This is a genomic window from Streptomyces sp. NPDC048566 (assembly GCF_043199735.1).
Lineage (GTDB): Bacteria > Actinomycetota > Actinomycetes > Streptomycetales > Streptomycetaceae > Streptomyces.
On the sequence record NZ_JBICWL010000027.1, the window covers coordinates 46,729 to 62,541 of the forward strand.

A 15,813-nucleotide genomic window follows, 5' to 3' on the forward strand; every position below is an offset into this window, starting at 1 on the left:
GTGGTTCGCGCCGCAGTCCTTTCCGCCGTGGGTACCCCGCTGGAGATCGCCGGGATCGAACTCCCCGAGCCCGGACCGGGCCGGGTCCGGGTGAAGCTGGCCGCCGCCGGCGTCTGCCACTCCGACCTCTCGCTCTCCGACGGCACCATGCGCGTCCCGGTCCCCGCCGTACTCGGCCACGAGGGCGCCGGCACCGTCGTCGCCGTCGGCGAGGGCGTCACCGAGGTCCGGCCCGGCGACGGGGTCGTCCTCAACTGGGCCCCCTCGTGCGGCAGGTGCCACGCCTGTTCACGGGGCGAGGTGTGGCTGTGCGCCGACGCGCTGACCGGCGCGGGCGCCGTCCACGCCCGCCGCGTCCGCGACGGGGCCGACCTGCACCCCGGCCTCAACGTGGCCGCCTTCGCGGAGGAGACGGTGGTACCGGTCTCCTGCCTGCTGCCCGCGCCGGAGGGCGTTCCGCTCACCGACGCCGCCCTGCTCGGCTGCGCCGTCCTCACCGGGTACGGGGCCGTGCACCACTCGGCCGCGGTGCGGCCCGGCGAGAGCGTCGCCGTGTTCGGGGTCGGCGGAGTGGGACTCGCCGCGCTCCAGGCGGCGCGGATCGCCGGTGCGTCGAAGATCGTCGCCGTCGACGTCTCGCCGGAGAAGGAGGCGCTCGCCCGCGGGGCCGGCGCCACCGACTTCGTGCTCGCGTCGGACGCGACCGCCCGTGAGATCCGCGCCCTCACCGGGAAGCAGGGCGTCGACGTCGCCGTCGAGTGCGTCGGCCGGGCGGTCACCATCCGGACCGCGTGGGAGTCCACCCGGCGCGGCGGCCGGACCACGGTCGTCGGCATCGGGGGGAAGGACCAGCAGGTCACCTTCAACGCGCTGGAGATCTTCCACTGGGGCCGGACCCTCGCCGGCTGCGTGTACGGAAACTCCGACCCGGCACGCGACCTCCCGGTGCTCGCCGAGCACATCCGGTCGGGCCGCCTGGACCTCGGCGGCCTGGTCACCGACCGCATCTCCCTGGACGGCATCCCCGCGGCCTTCGACAACATGATCGCCGGCAAGGGCGGCCGGGCCCTGGTGGTCTTCTAGGGGCGGCGTCCTGCGAAAGTCCCCGCGTCGCGCGGCAGACGGGACCTTCGCGACACGCCCCCGGCGTCACGCGGGTTCCGCCTGCCGCCCCGCGGGCGAAGGAGCGGGACCCGCGCGACACGCCCCGGACGCGCCGCTGCACGGGCGGGCGTCAGACGGGCGGAGCCGGCGCACGGGACGGACACGCCGGCCGCGGCACACGGGACCGTGCGGGCCGACGGCGTGACCCGCCGACGGGGACAGGGGGGTGCCGGCGGGCGCTCCCGGGACGCGGAGCCCGCCGGCCGCCGGCGGGCGCTCCCGGGACGCGGAGCCCGCCGGCCGCGCCGCCGCCCCGAGGAACACGCAGACACGCGCAGGCACGCGCGGAGACGTGACCAAGGCGACCGCGCGGCGGCGTCAGCACTCTTCGGCGCCCGGCGGCGGGGCGGAGCCCTCGCGCGCCGCCGTCCCCGCCGCGGAAGCCGGGCCCGCCGCCGTGGGCGCGGCGGCCGTCGGGGCCGCCCGCCCGCCCGGCGCACTCTCCGCGGAGCCCGGAACCGCCGCCGGGCCCGACACCGCGGCGCCTTCCGGCACGCCCGCCGCCATCGTCGCCGCCGACCTCGGGCGGGACCGGGACACCGCCACGCCCGCGAGACACAGCACGCCGCCCGCCAGCGTCAGCGGCCCCGGCACCTCCTCCAGCAGGAGCCAGGACATCAGCACCACGAGGGCGGGCACCGCGTACGTCGTCGCGCCCATCCGGCTCGCGCTCGTGCGGGCCAGCGCGTACGCCCAGGTGGTGAAGGCCAGCGCGGTCGGGAAGACGCCCAGATAGACCATGTTGAGGGTCGCCGAGAGGGGGGCGTCCGCCGCGTCGTGGACCAACTGCCCGGCGAACGGCAGGCAGACCACGGACCCGATCAGGCAGCCGTAGGTCGTCACCTGGAGCGCGCTCGCCCGGCCCAGGGCCGGTTTCTGCGCGACCACCCCGCCGGCGTACGCGACGGCCGCGAGCAGGCACAGGACGACGCCGAGCACCGAGGAACCTCCGCGGCCCGACATCGACAGGCCGACCGCCACCGCTCCCGCGAACGACACGGCCATGCCCGCCAGCAGCCGGGGCGGCATGGCGTCCCCGAGCAGGCGGGCGCCGAGCAGGGCGATGAGGAGCGGGCCGACGTTCACCACCAGCGCGGCCGTGCCGGCGTCCACCTGCTGCTCGCCCCAGTTCAGGGCCACCATGTAGAAGCCGAACCACAGCACCCCGGACACCACGATGCCGCGCCAGGCCCCGCGCGGCGGCAGTCCCTCGCCCCGCACGGCACAGACCGCCCCGAGCACCAGCGTCCCCGCCAGCAGGCGCCCGAGCGCCAGCGCGCCCGGCGCGTACGCGGCGCCGGCACTGCGGATCGACACGAAGGCCGAGGCCCACAGCCCGACGGTGACGGCGGCGGCGGTCGCGGCGAGCAGACCCTCACGGCGGTTGCGGGAGCCGGCCGACCCGGCGGCGGAGGCGTTCGTCATGCTCCCGAGAGTAGGGCGGAGGAGGTCGCGGGTCTCGCGGACATCGGACGCCGAGGTGGCGACGGGCCGTCACTTCACCGCCGTTCCGGCGCGCGGGTGCCGGGCCGTCCCGGGCGCGCCGTCGCGTCGGGGCCGGGGAGTCGCGCGAGGCGTGCGCGCCGCCCCCGTGGCGGGCGCCGGGGCGGGGACGGTGGGCGGAGGGGCGGTCAGGCCTCCGGCGCCCGCCGCGCGTACTGCACCGCGAGGCCGTCCAGCAGGGCCCCGAGGCCCGTCTCGAAGGCCCGCTCGTCGATCTTCTCCTGCTGGTCGGCGAGCAGGTGGGCCTGGCCGAGGTGGGGGTAGTCGGCCGGGTCGTAGGCGCTCCGGTCGTCCACGAAGCCACCGGCGAAGGACCCCAGCGCGGAGCCCATGATGAAGTACCGCATCAGCGCGCCGATCGAGGTGGCCTGCGCGGGCGGCCACCCGGCGTCGACCATCGCCCCGAAGACGGCGTCGGCGAGCCGGAGTCCGGCGGGCCGCCGGCCGGGCCCGCGGGCCAGCACGGGCACGATGTTCGGATGGTCGCGCAGGGCCGCCCGGTAGGAGACGGCCCAGTCGTGCAGCGCGGTCCGCCAGTCGCGGCCGTCCTCGAACATCGACAGGTCGACCTGCGCGCTCACCGAGTCCGCCACCGCCTCCAGGATCTGGTCCTTGGTGCGGAAGTGGTTGTAGAGGGACGGGCCGCTGACCCCCAGTTCGGCGGCGAGCCGACGCGTCGAGACCGCCGCCAGCCCCTCCGCGTCCACCAGGGCCCGTGCCGTGTCGACGATGCGGTCGGTGCTGAGGAGGGGCTTGCGCGGTCGGGCCATGGCGCACATAGTAGGGCTGCACCAGGAAACTAGCAGTGCTAATTTAAATGTACGGCTTTCAAGGGCCGCCAATCGTTCTCTGTGGGGTGACTCGGCATGGACCTCGGTCTCAGCGAGGAGCAGACCGCCGTCCGGCGGCTCGCCAGGGACTTCGTGCAGCGCGAGATCGCCCCGCACGCCGTCGCGTGGGACCGGGCGGAGGAGGTCGACCGCGGTATCGTCAAGAAGCTCGGCGACGTCGGCTTCCTCGGTCTGACCGTCGACGAGGAGTACGGCGGCAGCGGCGGCGACCATCTGGCGTACTGTCTGGTCACCGAGGAGCTGGGGCGCGGCGATTCCTCCGTGCGCGGCATCGTCTCCGTCTCGCTCGGGCTCGTCGCCAAGACGATCGCCCACTGGGGTGACGAGGAGCAGAAGCGCCGGTGGCTGCCGGGGCTCACCTCCGGCGCGTACGTCGGCTGCTTCGGTCTCACCGAGCCGGGGACGGGCTCGGACGCGGGGCAGCTGTCGACCCGGGCGGTGCGCGACGGGGACGACTGGGTCGTCAACGGCAGCAAGATGTTCATCACGAACGGCACCTGGGCGGACGTCGTGCTGCTCTTCGCGCGCTCCACCGACGCCCCGGGTCACCGCGGCGTCTCCGCGTTCCTGGTGCCGACCGACACCCCGGGGCTGACCCGCCGCACGATCCACGGCAAGCTCGGACTGCGCGGCCAGGCCACCGCCGAACTCGTCCTCGAGGACGTGCGGGTGCCGGCGAGCGCCCTGCTGGCGCCCGAGGGCAAGGGCTTCGCGGTCGCCATGTCGGCGCTGGCCAAGGGGCGGATGTCGGTGGCGGCCGGCTGCGTCGGGATAGCCCAGGCCGCGCTGGACGCGGCGGTGGCGTACGCGACCGAGCGCGAGCAGTTCGGCAGAACGATCGCCCATCACCAGCTCGTCCAGGAACTGCTGAGCGACATGGCCGTCGACGTGGACGCGGCCCGGCTGCTGACCTGGCGGGTCGCCGACCTCGTCGATCGCGGTCTGCCGTTCGCCACGGAGTCCTCCAAGGCCAAGCTGTTCGCCTCCGAGGCGGCCGTCCGGGCCGCCAACAACGCCCTCCAGGTGTTCGGCGGCTACGGCTACATCGACGAGTACCCGGTGGGCAAACTGCTGCGGGACGCCCGCGTGATGACCCTCTACGAGGGCACCAGCCAGATCCAGAAGCTGGTCATCGGGCGCGCCCTGACCGGGGTCTCGGCCTTCTGACCGGCCCCGCGCTCGCACGGGCAGCGTGGGGGGCGGAGCGGGGCCCGTACCCGAGTACGCCGCTGAGTACGACGGCGGATGTGGCCGGTGGGTTCTCGGCCGCATGCTTCCGTCATGAGTGAGACACCGGTCGAACAGCAGAACACGGCGGCCTTCTACGGGCAGGCCGTGGCGTCCTTCTCCGTCGCCATGGCCGCCACCGCCGTGGGCATCTTCAAGCTCCGGGCCGACGCCTGGGTGCGCGGGTTCCTGGCCATCGCCGTCCTCTACCTCGTGACGTCCGCGTTCACGCTCGCCAAGGTCATCCGGGACCGCCAGGACGTCCGGCGCCCCGGCGGCCGGGCGTACGACCCCTTCGGCAAGCACTGACCGCGCGGGACCGGACCCGGCGCCAGAACTAAGCGCTCGCTCAGGTTGGGGGTATGGTGTTCACCCTGGCAGTGGAGAAGGGGCGAACAGCGATGAGTACGGCGCAGGAGACGCCCGGCGGCGAGACGCAGCCGTGGGCCGAGGTGACCCCGGACGCGGCACGGCGGCTGCTGGTCGCCGCCGTGGAGGCGTTCGCCGAGCGGGGGTACCACGCGACGACGACCCGGGACATCGCGGGCCGCGCCGGGATGAGCCCGGCCGCGCTCTACATCCACTACAAGACCAAGGAGGAGCTGCTCCACCGGATCAGCCGCATCGGCCACGACAAGGCCCTCGACATCGTGCGCTCGGCCGCGGCAGGCGAGGGCACCGCGGCCGAGCGGCTCTCCGACGCGGTCCGGTCCTTCGTCCGCTGGCACGCGGGGCAGCACACGACCGCCCGGGTCGTGCAGTACGAGCTCGACGCCCTCGGCACCGACGCGCGCGCCGAGATCATCGCGCTGCGCCGCCAGGTGGACGCCGAGGTGCGCGGCATCGTGGAGGACGGCGTCGCGGCGGGCGACTTCGAGGTCCCGGACGTGCCCGGCACGACGCTCGCCGTCCTCTCCCTCTGCATCGACGTGGCCCGCTGGTTCAACGTCGAGGGGCCCCGGACCCCGGACGAGGTGGGCGCTCTCTACGCCGACCTGGTGCTGCGGATGGTCGGGGCCGGGGCGTAGCCGCCACGCGGGTGCCCGGCGCCGTACTCCGCGACCGCCCGGCGTCCGCCCCGGCACGTGGCTCCCTCCGGGCGCCGCGCCTCGACGGCGGTTCGGGCCGCCCGCCGGGTGCGGTGGCCGGACCCGGCGGGGCCGCCGCTCAGAGGTAGTAGCGGGAGACCGACTCGGCCACGCACACCGGCTTGTCGCCGCCCTCGCGCTCCACGGTGAAGGCCACCGTCACCTGGACGCCGCCGGGCACGTCGTCCACCGCGGTGATCGCGGCGGTGGAGCGCAGCCGGGAGCCGACCGGTACGGGTGCGGGGAAACGGACCTTGTTCGTCCCGTAGTTGACGCCCATCTTCACCCCCGCGACCGCGATCAGCTGGGGGCCGAAGAGCGGCAGCAGCGACAGCGTGAGGTAGCCGTGCGCGATCGTCGTGCCGAACGGCCCCGTCGCGGCCCTCTCCGGGTCGACGTGGATCCACTGGTGGTCGCCGGTCGCCTCGGCGAAGAGGTCGATCCGCTTCTGGTCGATCTCGACCCAGTCGGTGTACCCCAACGGCTCGCCCACGGCGCCCCGCAGCTCGTCGACCGTCGCGAACGTCCTCGGCTCTGCCATGTTGTCGGCCTCCCGCATCTCATAGTCTAAGCGACTGCTTAGCATGCTCGGGTGGGCGGCGCATGTCAACGGACCGGACGGGTGACCCGGTGGGTAGGTTGGGCGGGTGCCCCAGATCCCCGAGAAGATCCACGAGCTGACCGTCGGCCAGTTGTCGGCCCGCAGCGGCGCCGCCGTCTCCGCTCTCCACTTCTACGAGGCGAAGGGCCTGATCAGCAGCCGCCGGACGGCGGGCAACCAGCGGCGCTACCACCGGGACGCGCTGCGCCGGGTCGCCTTCGTGCGCGCCGCCCAGCGGGTGGGCATCCCGCTCGCCACCATCCGCGAGGCGCTCGCCGAACTGCCCGAGGAGCGCACCCCCACCCGGGAGGACTGGGCGCGGCTGTCCGCAGCGTGGCGGTCCGAGCTCGACGAGCGGATCCGGCAGCTGGGGCGGTTGCGCGACCACCTCACCGACTGCATCGGCTGCGGCTGCCTCTCGCTGGAGAACTGCGTGCTCTCCAACCCCGACGACGTCGTCGGCGAGCGCCGGGCCGGGTCCCGGCTGATGGAGGAGCCCCCCGGCGCCGTGCGGCCGGCGCGGTCGGGGGAGAGGGAGTCGCGGGTCCGGGCCGCGCGGAGCGGTGCGGCGCGGCGGGAGGGTCCGGCGGGGCGGCGTCCCCGGCGTCCGCCGGTCACCTGACGCGCCACGGCACGGACGCCCAACCGACCCCGCCGTCGGGGCGCACCGGGCCCGCTCCCCGGTGACGGTCCGTCGGCCGCCGGCCCGAGGGGCGAGATCCGGACACCCGGGGCGCCCGGTTCCGACGGCGCCCGGGACGGGCGCGCCCGGCGCCGCCGAACGCGGGAGCGGCGCGTCATCCGCCGCTCCCGCGCCCGCCGTGCGGCCCGGCGGCGCCGTGGCCGCCGGGCCTCACCTCACGCTCACGCCGACACGAGCAGCCGGCCGCGCCGGGCGCCCGCCAGGGCCTCCGGGGTCAGGACGGGCCGCGGCACCACGATGCCGCAGCTCGTGCAGACGGGACCCGACGAGGGTTCGTGGGCCAGGTCGTACCGCCACACCAGGTTGCTCTGCGCGCACACCGGGCAGGCGGCGCCGGGAGAGCGCTCCAGCGCGGCGATCAGCCGGCGCAGCACCTCGGCCAGCGGGCCCCGCGGATGGACGCGGGGATCGTCGCACCAGGCGACCCCGAACCCGCCCCAGGTCAGCCGGTGCCAGTCGTCGACGCTGCCCGGCCTGCGCAGTCCGTCGTGCTTCTCCTTCCTGCGGCGCTGCGCGAACGCGACCTCGTAGGCGAGCCAGACGGACCGGGCCTCCTCCAGCTCCTCCAGCGCGGCCACGAGCCGCACCGGATCGGGGGAGCGGTCCTCGGGACCGAACCCGGCCCGGGAGCACAGATGGTCCCAGGTCGCCCGGTGCCCGTAAGGGGCGAATCTCTCCAGGCACTTGCGCAGTGAGTACCGCCGCAGCGCCAGATCACACCTCGGATCTCGCACCTGTCTCGCCAGACTCCGGAAACCGGCCATCGCCCTGCACCTCCGTCACACCTGCACCTGCTAGTCCGGTCACTTCGGCGCCGTCTCGTACGGACGTCGCCGAGTAGACGTATCGACACGCGATTCGGCTCCATCCGTTTTCCGGCGACCGCCCTTCCGGTGGCCGCCCCGAGCCGTCCCTGGCCGAACGGCCCCGGCCCGCCTTTCGTTGTCGTCGTTGTCGTCGGCCGCCCGGGGCGGGCGGCATCGGTCACGGCGCGTCCTCAAAACTGACGCATGTTCATCTTCAAACTCCGGGATACCGGCGGTAACGTCCGGCCCACCCCAGTCGGTAGGAGCTGACATGCCACCGAGCACCCCACGCACCACCCTGGACAGACTGAGAACTCCCCGCAGATTCCCCAAGTTCCTCAAGGCCGCATCCCTATGTGCGCTCATTGCCGGTCTTTTGTCGCCGCTTTCCCCGGCCGCCGCCGCCGACACCTCCGCCGCGGCCGCGGCGAACGACTACTGCGGCAGCCGGTGTTCGGACATCCTGCCGCCGGGCGAGAACGGCAACGCGACCCTGGCGGAGATCCTGCTCAACCAGGCGTTCGGCACCCAGCCCCCCCACGCCGAGGACCAGCTCACCCCGTACGGCAACCTGGCCTCCGGCTACCCCGCGCTCACCGAGGGCAGGATCAACGACTTCTTCAACGACGCCTCCTTCGGCGTGCCCTCGGGCCAGGTGGCCTCCACCGTCCGGCCCGGCGGACGCGGTGACGTCACGATCGTCCGCGACAAGAAGACGGGCGTTCCGCACATCACGGGCACCACCCGGTACGGCACCGAATACGGCGCCGGTTTCGCCGCCGCCCAGGACCGGCTCTGGCTGATGGACGTCTTCCGGCACGTCGGCCGCGGCCAGCTGACCGGTTTCGCCGGCGGCGCCCCGGCGAACCAGGGCCTGGAGCAGGAGTTCTGGCGCAGCGCGCCGTACACCGAGGCCGATCTGCAGGCCCAGATCGACGACGCGACCAGCGGCGCCGGTGCCCGCGGCGCGCAGGCACTCGCCGACGCGAAGGCGTACATCGACGGCATCAACGCCTACATCGACGCCTCCGACCACGGCCGCTACTTCCCCGGCGAGTACGTCCTGACCGGGCACAAGAACGCCATCACCAACTCCGGCACCATCGACCACTTCAAGCTCACCGACCTCGTCGCGCTGGCGTCCGTCATCGGCTCGCTGTTCGGCTCCGGGGGCGGCGGCGAGGTGAACAACGCCCTGTCGCTGCTCGCCGCGCAGTCCCGCTACGGCGTCGCCGAGGGCACCGAGGTCTGGGAGTCCTTCCGCGAGCGCAACGACCCCGAGGCGGCCCTCACCGTCCACAACGGCGAGAGCTTCCCCTACGGCGGCAAGCCGGCCACCGCGCAGGGCCAGGCGCTGCCCGATCCGGGCTCGGTCACCCCGGAGCCGCTCGTCTACGACCGGACCGGCAGCGCCGCGACGGCGAGCGCCACCGGCGCCTCCTCCGCCGCCGCGACGACCTCGCTCGGCTCCGCCCGGCGCGGAATGTCCAACGCCCTGGTCGTCAGCGGCAAGCACACCGCCGGCGGCCACCCCATCGCCGTCTTCGGCCCGCAGACCGGCTACTTCGCACCGCAGCTGCTCATGCTCCAGGAGCTCCAGGGGCCGGGCCTGAGCGCCCGCGGCGCGTCCTTCGCGGGCCTGAGCATGTACGTGGAGCTGGGCCGGGGCCAGGACTACGCCTGGAGCGCGACGACATCCGGCCAGGACATCATCGACACCTACGCCGTCGAACTCTGCCAGGACGACCACCACTACCTCTACCACGGCACCTGCACGGCGATGGACAAGGTCGAGCGGACCAACTCCTGGAAGCCGACCGTCGCCGACGGCACCGCGGCCGGCTCGTACCGGATGCAGGTCTACCGGACGAAGTACGGACCCGTGGCCTACCGGGCGACCGTCGGCGGGAAGAAGGTCGCGTACACCACCCTGCGCTCGTCCTTCCTGCACGAGGCCGACTCGATCATCGGTTTCCAGATGCTCAACGACCCGGACTACGTGACGGGTCCGGCGGCGTTCCAGAGCGCGACGCAGCACATCAACTACACCTTCAACTGGTTCTACGCCGACTCCGCGCACACCGCCTACTACAACAGCGGTGACAACCCGGTGCGGGCGGCCGGGGTCGACGCCGAGTTCCCGGTGTGGGCGCGGGCGGCGTACGACTGGCGGGGCTGGGACCCGGCCGCCAACACAGCCTCCTACACCCCGCCGTCCGAACACCCCAACTCCATGGACCAGGACTACTACATCTCCTGGAACAACAAGCAGGCCGAGGACTACACGACCGCCTCGTGGGGCGACGGCTCGGTGCACCGCGGGGACCTGCTGGACGACCGGGTCGCGAAGCTGGTCGCCTCCGGCGGGGTGACCCGGGCCGCGCTGGTGAAGGCGATGGCCGAGGCCGCCCTCACCGACCTGCGCGCCGAGGACGTGCTCCCCGGACTGCTGAAGGTCCTCGACAGCGCACCTCTCACCGATCCCACCGCCGCCGCGGCGGCGGACAAGCTGAGCGCCTGGCTCGCGGCGGGCGGCCGGCGCACGGAGACCTCGCCCGGCTCGCACACGTACGCCGACGCCGACGCGATCCGCATCCTGGACGCCTGGTGGCCGCTGCTGGTCGAGGCGGAGTTCCGGCCGGGACTCGGCGACGGGCTGTACGCCGCGTTCGGCAGGAACCTGCCCGTCGACGAGGCCCCGTCCGCCGGGCACGGGCCGACCGGCGCGCACGCCGGCAGCGCCTTCCAGTACGGCTGGTGGAGCTATGTCGACAAGGACATCCGGGCGGTGCTGGGTGAGCCCGTGAAGGGCGGCCTGGGCCGGACGTACTGCGGCGCGGGCAGCCTCACGGCCTGCCGGGACACGCTGATCGGCACGCTGAAGGAGGCGGCGGGCCGGACGGCCGCCGGCGTCTACCCCGGCGACGACCAGTGCTCGGCCGGCGACCAGTGGTGCGCCGACTCGATCGTCCAGCGGACGCTCGGCGGCATCAAGCACGGCAAGATCGGCTGGCAGAACCGGCCGACCTACCAGCAGGTCGTGGAGTTCACCGGTCACCGGTGAACCCCGGGTCGCGCCGGCGCCGGGGGCGGACCGCGCACGCGGTCCGGCCCCGGCGCCGGCCGGTCCCCGGCCACTCCGGCCCGGCCGGGGTCACCGGTACAGCAGGTACTCCTCGCGCAGCCCCCTGAACGCCCGCAGTTCGTCCTGCCAGCCCGCCACGACCTCGTCGGTGTCCGCGCCCGCGTCGATCGCCGTGCGCACCAGCGTGGAGCCCGTCAGCTTGTCGATCCAGTCGTCCGCACGCCAGGCGAACCCGCTCCACGTCCGCCGGGCGGTCACCAGGAGCGCGATCCCGGTGCGGACCGGGTCGAACGCCGCGCGGTCGTGCACGTGGAGCTGCACGCCCCCGATCGTGGTGCCGGTGAACTTGGAGAAGGTCGGGGCGAAGTAGGCCTCTCTGAAGTGCACGCCGGGCAGGTCCAGTTCACCCGCCGCGGCGGCCCAGCGCCCGTCCAGGTCCGGGGCGCCGAGCAGTTCGAAGGGCCGGGTGGTGCCGCGCCCCTCGGACAGGTTGGTTCCCTCGAACAGGCAGGTTCCCGCGTACACCAGCGCGGTGTCGGCGGTCGGCATGTTCGGGCTCGGCGGCACCCAGGGCAGCCCGGAGGCGTCGTGGAAGTCGCTCCTCCGCCAGCCCGACATCCGCACCGTGTCCAGGTCCACGGGCGCCGCCAGGAACTCCGCGTTGAACAGCAGGGCGAGTTCGGCCACCGTCATCCCGTGCGCCTGCGCGATCGGCTGCCGGCCGACGAACGTCGCGAACTCCTTGTGCAGCACCGGCCCGAGCGCCGCCCGGCCGGTGACCGGGTTCGGCCGGTCGAGCACCACGAAGCGCTTCCCGGCGAGCCGGGCCGCCTCCATGCAGTCGTACAGCGTCCAGATGTACGTGTAGAACCGCGCTCCCACGTCCTGGATGTCGAACACGACCGTGTCCACACCGGAGGCGGTGAAGACGTCGGCGAGCGGCTGCCCGCTCTTCAGGTACGTGTCGTAGACCGGCAGGCCGGTGGCCGGGTCGTCGTGGCGGCCCTCGGAGCCGCCGGCCTGCGCGGTGCCCCGGAAGCCGTGCTCGGGCCCGAAGACGGCGGTCAGCTCCACCCGGTCGTCGGCGTGCATGACGTCCACGATGTGCCGCACGTCGCGCGTGACGCCGGTGGGGTTGGTGACCACGCCGACCCGTTCGCCGCGGAGCGCGGCGTACCCCGAGGCGGCGAGCCGCTCGAAGCCCGTGCGGAGCCGGTGGCCGGGGCGCGCGGCCGGTGCCGCCGCCGCGGGCGACGGGGACAGGGCCGCGGCGGCGGTGGCCGCCGCGAGCAGGGACCGTCGGGACAGGCGCATGGTGGGACCTCCGTGATCGCGGAAGGTTGGCACGAGCACGCTAAAGGCTCGCGGCCCCGCTGCGTAGACCGCCGCCCCGCCGCCCCCGCCCCGGCGCGCCGCGCGGCGGCGGGAGCACGTCCGCATCCCCTTCCCCCGCCACATACCGACTGGTTAGTCTGTCGTCACAGCAGAGCCGTGCCGTGTCGAAGGAGACCGATGGTGGGAGCCGTGCAGAGTCCGGGAGTGGTCGTCACCGGGGCGGGAGGCGGCATCGGGGCCGCGCTGGCCCGCCGCTTCGCCGCCGAGGGGGCGCGGGTGGTCGTCAACGACCTCGACGCCGCTAAGGCGAAGGCCGTGGCGGACGGGATCGGCGGGATCGCGGTCCCGGGGGACGCGTCGAGAATCATCGAGGAGGCGCGCGACGCCCTCGGCGGCACGGTCGACGTGTACTGCGCGAACGCGGGCGTCGGCTCCGGCGGCTCCGAGGCGGCCGACGAGCAGGTCTGGGCGCTGGCCTGGGACGTCAACGTCATGGCGCACGTCCGCGCCGCCCACGCCCTGCTGCCCCACTGGCTGGAGCGCGGCGCCGGCCGGTTCGTCTCCACCGTCTCCGCGGCGGGCCTGCTCACCATGATCGGGGCCGCGCCGTACAGCGTCACCAAGCACGGCGCCTACGCCTTCGCCGAGTGGCTCTCCCTCACCTACCGCCACCGCGGGGTGAACGTGCACGCGATCTGCCCGCAGGGCGTGCGCACCGACATGCTGGCCGCCACCGGCAGCGCGGGCGACCTGGTGCTCCGGCCGACCGCGCTGGAGCCCGAGGACGTCGCCGACGCCCTCATGAAGGGCATCGAGGAGAACCGCTTCCTGATCCTGCCGCACCCCGAGGTCGCCGGGTACTACCAGGCGCGGGCCGCCGACCCCGACCGCTGGATGACGAACATGAACCACCTCCAGCAGAAGTGGGAGGCCGCCGAGTGACCGGCTACGCGGACCGGCCCTGGGTGGCCCTGCTCAGCGACGCCCAGCGCGCCCCGGTGCACCCGCCGGACACCCTCGTGCACGCCCTGCGCGACGGCGCCGCGCGCACTCCCGACCGCACCGCCCTCGCGTACTTCGACGGCCGGCTCGGCTACCGTGAGGCCGACGAGCTGAGCGACTCCGTCGCCGGGCACCTCGCGGACCGCGGGCTCCGTCCGGGCGACCGGGTGGCGATCATGCTCCAGAACTCCCCGCAGTTCGTGCTCGCCCTGCTCGGCGCCTGGAAGGCCGGAGCCGCGGTCGTCCCGGTCAACCCGATGTACAAGGCGGGCGAGGTCCGGCACGTCCTCAAGGACGCGGAGGTGGCCGCCCTCGTCTGCTCCGACCGCGCCTGGGACGCCTACCTGCGCGACACGGCCGCCGGCTCGTCCGTGCGCACGGTCCTGACCACGTGCGAACGCGACCTCCAGACCCGGGACGACGCGCGGGTGCTCTCCTTCGAGCGGACGCCGGTCGACCCCGCGGCCGACGATCTCGTGGCCGTCGCCGGGCGGCGCGCCCCCGCACCGCCCGGCCGGGAGCCCGCCCCGTCCGACATCGCCCTGATCAGCTACACCTCGGGCACCAGCGGCACCCCCAAAGGGGCCACCAACACGCACGCCAACATCATGTACAACGCCGAGCGGCAGCGGACCGGGCTCGCCCTGCCCGACGCCCCGGTGTACTTCGCGATGGCCCCGCTGTTCCACATCACCGGCATGGTCTGCCAGCTCGCCGCCTGCGTCGCCAGCGCCGGCACCCTCGTGCTCGCCTACCGCTTCGAGGCCGGCGTCGTCCTCGACGCCTTCGCCGAGCACCGGCCGCTCTACACCGTGGGACCCTCCACGGCGTTCATGGCGCTCGCCGCCCATCCGTCGGCCGGCCGGGACCACTTCGCCTCCTTCGTGAACATCTCCTCCGGGGGCGCGCCGCTGCCGCCCGCCCTGGTGGAGCAGTTCCGCGCCGGCTTCGGCCCGTACATCCGCAACGGCTACGGACTGACCGAGTGCACCGCGCCCTGCGCCTCGGTGCCGCCCGGCCTGGAGGCGCCCGTCGACCCCGTCTCGGGGACCCTCGCCGTCGGCCTGCCCGGCCCCGACTCCGTGGTCCGCATCGTCGACGACGCGGGCCGGGAGGTGCCCTTCGGGGAACAGGGCGAGATCCTCGTCCGCGGTCCGCAGGTGGTGCCCGGCTACTGGCGCCGCCCCGACGCCACCGCCGAGACCTTCCCGGACGGCGAACTGCGCACCGGAGACATCGGCTTCATGGACGCCGACGGCTGGCTCTACGTGGTCGACCGCAAGAAGGACATGATCAACGCGTCCGGTTTCAAGGTCTGGCCACGCGAGGTGGAGGACGTCCTCTACACCCACCCCGCGGTCCGCGAGGCCGCGGTCGTCGGCGTCCCCGACGGCTACCGCGGCGAGACCGTCAAGGCGTACATCAGCCTGCGGCCGGGCGTCCACGAGGACCCCGACGCGCTCGCCGCCTGGTGCAAGGAGAGACTGGCCGCCTACAAGTATCCGCGGCAGGTGACGATCCTGCCGGAACTGCCGAAGACGGCGAGTGGGAAGATCCTGCGGCGGGAACTGCGTTCCCGCACGGAGGACTCCCCGTAGTTCCCGGGGCGCAGGAGTTCCCGGGAGCGTGGTGCTTCCGGGAACCTCCCGGGGACACCGGTGATCGAAGTGAACGCACGGAAGGCAGGTGGCGGCAGTGCCCAGGACGACGGACGGTGACGGCACGCCCGTCCCGCAGCGGCTGCTGGCCGCCGCCACCCGGCTCTTCGCCGAGCAGGGCTACGACCGCACCTCCGTGCAGGAGATCGTCGAGGCCGCCGGCGTCACCAAGGGGGCGCTCTACCACTACTTCGGTTCCAAGGACGACCTGCTGCACGAGGTCTACGCGCGCGTGCTGCGGCTCCAGCAGGAGCGGCTGGACGCCTTCGCGGACTCCGACGCGCCGGTGGAGGAGCGGCTGCGGGGCGCGGCGGCCGACGTCGTGGTCACGACCATCGACAACCTCGACGACGCCTCGATCTTCTTCCGCTCGATGCACCACCTCGGCCCGGAGAAACTCAAGCAGGTTCGCTCGGAGCGGCGCCGGTACCACGAGCGGTTCCGCGCGCTGATCGAGGAGGGCCAGGCGAAGGGCGTCTTCTCCACGGCCACCCCCGCCGACCTGGTCGTCGACTACCACTTCGGCTCGGTCCACCACCTGTCGACCTGGTACCGGCCGGACGGCCCGCTGGCCCGCCAGGAGGTCGCCGACCACCTCGCGGACCTGCTGCTGCGCGCCCTGCGGCCCTGATCCTCCCGGCCCCGCCGCGTCCCGCGCCGGCCGGTCCGGGCCCGGCGGAGGCGGGGCGCCGGGGGCCGCCGGCCGGCCCGGCAGCCGCGTCCGGCGCGGAGAACCGCCGGGTCCCGTCCGGCCGTTCCCGCCTGCCTCGCTCCACCCCGCGCGCGCTCT

Annotated in this window: 14 protein-coding genes; 9 read left to right on the forward strand and 5 right to left on the reverse strand. The window is 74.1% G+C overall.

All coding sequences use genetic code 11. The annotated features are described in order from the left end of the window. Positions 1-1,083: a Zn-dependent alcohol dehydrogenase gene (locus tag ACGFS9_RS28170; RefSeq protein WP_393257029.1), complete on the forward strand. Its 1,083-nt coding sequence runs from the start codon at positions 1-3 to the stop codon at positions 1,081-1,083. A gap of 399 nt (positions 1,084-1,482) precedes the next feature. Here ACGFS9_RS28170 and ACGFS9_RS28175 read toward each other — a convergent pair whose 3' ends face one another. After that, positions 1,483-2,589, reverse strand: a complete 1,107-nt coding sequence (locus ACGFS9_RS28175) for a DMT family transporter (RefSeq protein WP_393257030.1) — start codon at positions 2,587-2,589, stop codon at positions 1,483-1,485. A gap of 206 nt (positions 2,590-2,795) precedes the next feature. Then, entirely contained in the window at positions 2,796-3,437 is a 642-nt protein-coding gene (locus tag ACGFS9_RS28180; RefSeq protein ID WP_393257031.1) for a TetR/AcrR family transcriptional regulator, read from the reverse strand. Between the two features lie 96 nt (positions 3,438-3,533). Here ACGFS9_RS28180 and ACGFS9_RS28185 point away from each other — a divergent pair, with 96 nt between their 5' ends. The 3 genes from ACGFS9_RS28185 (at position 3,534) to ACGFS9_RS28195 (ending at position 5,773) form a co-directional block, all read left to right on the forward strand. Then, positions 3,534-4,685, forward strand: a complete 1,152-nt coding sequence (locus ACGFS9_RS28185) for an acyl-CoA dehydrogenase family protein (RefSeq protein ID WP_393257032.1) — start codon at positions 3,534-3,536, stop codon at positions 4,683-4,685. 114 nt (positions 4,686-4,799) lie between these two features. Next, positions 4,800-5,054: a YiaA/YiaB family inner membrane protein gene (locus ACGFS9_RS28190; protein ID WP_393257033.1), complete on the forward strand. Its 255-nt coding sequence runs from the start codon at positions 4,800-4,802 to the stop codon at positions 5,052-5,054. A 92-nt stretch (positions 5,055-5,146) separates the two neighbouring features. Next, positions 5,147-5,773, forward strand: coding sequence for a TetR/AcrR family transcriptional regulator (locus ACGFS9_RS28195; RefSeq protein WP_393257034.1), 627 nt, complete (start codon positions 5,147-5,149; stop codon positions 5,771-5,773). A gap of 139 nt (positions 5,774-5,912) precedes the next feature. Here ACGFS9_RS28195 and ACGFS9_RS28200 read toward each other — a convergent pair whose 3' ends face one another. Next, a complete protein-coding gene (locus ACGFS9_RS28200; protein ID WP_393257035.1) occupies positions 5,913-6,374 on the reverse strand; it encodes a MaoC family dehydratase in 462 nt (153 codons plus the stop codon). A gap of 106 nt (positions 6,375-6,480) precedes the next feature. On the opposite strand from ACGFS9_RS28200, the gene soxR reads away from it, so the two are divergent. Next, positions 6,481-7,056: a redox-sensitive transcriptional activator SoxR gene (soxR, locus tag ACGFS9_RS28205; protein ID WP_393257036.1), complete on the forward strand. Its 576-nt coding sequence runs from the start codon at positions 6,481-6,483 to the stop codon at positions 7,054-7,056. Between the two features lie 242 nt (positions 7,057-7,298). Here the strand turns inward: soxR and ACGFS9_RS28210 are convergent, their stop codons facing one another. Further along, positions 7,299-7,901, reverse strand: a complete 603-nt coding sequence (locus tag ACGFS9_RS28210; protein WP_393257037.1) for a hypothetical protein — start codon at positions 7,899-7,901, stop codon at positions 7,299-7,301. A 313-nt stretch (positions 7,902-8,214) separates the two neighbouring features. Between ACGFS9_RS28210 and ACGFS9_RS28215 the strand changes: the two genes are divergently transcribed. After that, positions 8,215-11,007 carry a penicillin acylase family protein gene (locus ACGFS9_RS28215; protein ID WP_393257038.1) on the forward strand — a complete coding sequence of 931 codons (2,793 nt, stop codon included), beginning with the start codon at positions 8,215-8,217 and terminating at the stop codon, positions 11,005-11,007. Between the two features lie 90 nt (positions 11,008-11,097). Here ACGFS9_RS28215 and ACGFS9_RS28220 read toward each other — a convergent pair whose 3' ends face one another. Then, entirely contained in the window at positions 11,098-12,342 is a 1,245-nt protein-coding gene (locus tag ACGFS9_RS28220; RefSeq protein WP_393257039.1) for an exo-beta-N-acetylmuramidase NamZ domain-containing protein, read from the reverse strand. 198 nt (positions 12,343-12,540) lie between these two features. Here ACGFS9_RS28220 and ACGFS9_RS28225 point away from each other — a divergent pair, with 198 nt between their 5' ends. The 3 genes from ACGFS9_RS28225 to ACGFS9_RS28235 all read left to right on the forward strand — a co-directional run bounded on the left by ACGFS9_RS28225 (position 12,541) and on the right by ACGFS9_RS28235 (position 15,654). Further along, positions 12,541-13,305, forward strand: coding sequence for an SDR family oxidoreductase (locus tag ACGFS9_RS28225; RefSeq protein ID WP_393257040.1), 765 nt, complete (start codon positions 12,541-12,543; stop codon positions 13,303-13,305). After that, positions 13,302-14,963 (forward strand): class I adenylate-forming enzyme family protein, encoded by a 1,662-nt coding sequence (locus tag ACGFS9_RS28230; protein WP_393257041.1) that lies wholly within the window; start codon positions 13,302-13,304, stop codon positions 14,961-14,963. Before ACGFS9_RS28225 ends, ACGFS9_RS28230 begins: the two co-directional genes overlap by 4 nt. 97 nt (positions 14,964-15,060) lie before the next feature. Then, positions 15,061-15,654 carry a TetR/AcrR family transcriptional regulator gene (locus ACGFS9_RS28235; protein WP_393257042.1) on the forward strand — a complete coding sequence of 198 codons (594 nt, stop codon included), beginning with the start codon at positions 15,061-15,063 and terminating at the stop codon, positions 15,652-15,654. Positions 15,655-15,813 lie beyond the last annotated feature (159 nt).

Coding starts and splice junctions, on each gene's coding strand:
- ACGFS9_RS28175 (WP_393257030.1), bottom strand. CDS start 2,589: ATGACGAACGCCTCCGCCGCCGGGTCGGCCGGCTCCCGCAACCGCCGT.
- ACGFS9_RS28180 (WP_393257031.1), bottom strand. CDS start 3,437: ATGGCCCGACCGCGCAAGCCCCTCCTCAGCACCGACCGCATCGTCGAC.
- ACGFS9_RS28185 (WP_393257032.1), top strand. CDS start 3,534: ATGGACCTCGGTCTCAGCGAGGAGCAGACCGCCGTCCGGCGGCTCGCC.
- ACGFS9_RS28190 (WP_393257033.1), top strand. CDS start 4,800: ATGAGTGAGACACCGGTCGAACAGCAGAACACGGCGGCCTTCTACGGG.
- ACGFS9_RS28195 (WP_393257034.1), top strand. CDS start 5,147: ATGAGTACGGCGCAGGAGACGCCCGGCGGCGAGACGCAGCCGTGGGCC.
- ACGFS9_RS28200 (WP_393257035.1), bottom strand. CDS start 6,374: ATGGCAGAGCCGAGGACGTTCGCGACGGTCGACGAGCTGCGGGGCGCC.
- ACGFS9_RS28210 (WP_393257037.1), bottom strand. CDS start 7,901: ATGGCCGGTTTCCGGAGTCTGGCGAGACAGGTGCGAGATCCGAGGTGT.
- ACGFS9_RS28215 (WP_393257038.1), top strand. CDS start 8,215: ATGCCACCGAGCACCCCACGCACCACCCTGGACAGACTGAGAACTCCC.
- ACGFS9_RS28220 (WP_393257039.1), bottom strand. CDS start 12,342: ATGCGCCTGTCCCGACGGTCCCTGCTCGCGGCGGCCACCGCCGCCGCG.
- ACGFS9_RS28225 (WP_393257040.1), top strand. CDS start 12,541: ATGGTGGGAGCCGTGCAGAGTCCGGGAGTGGTCGTCACCGGGGCGGGA.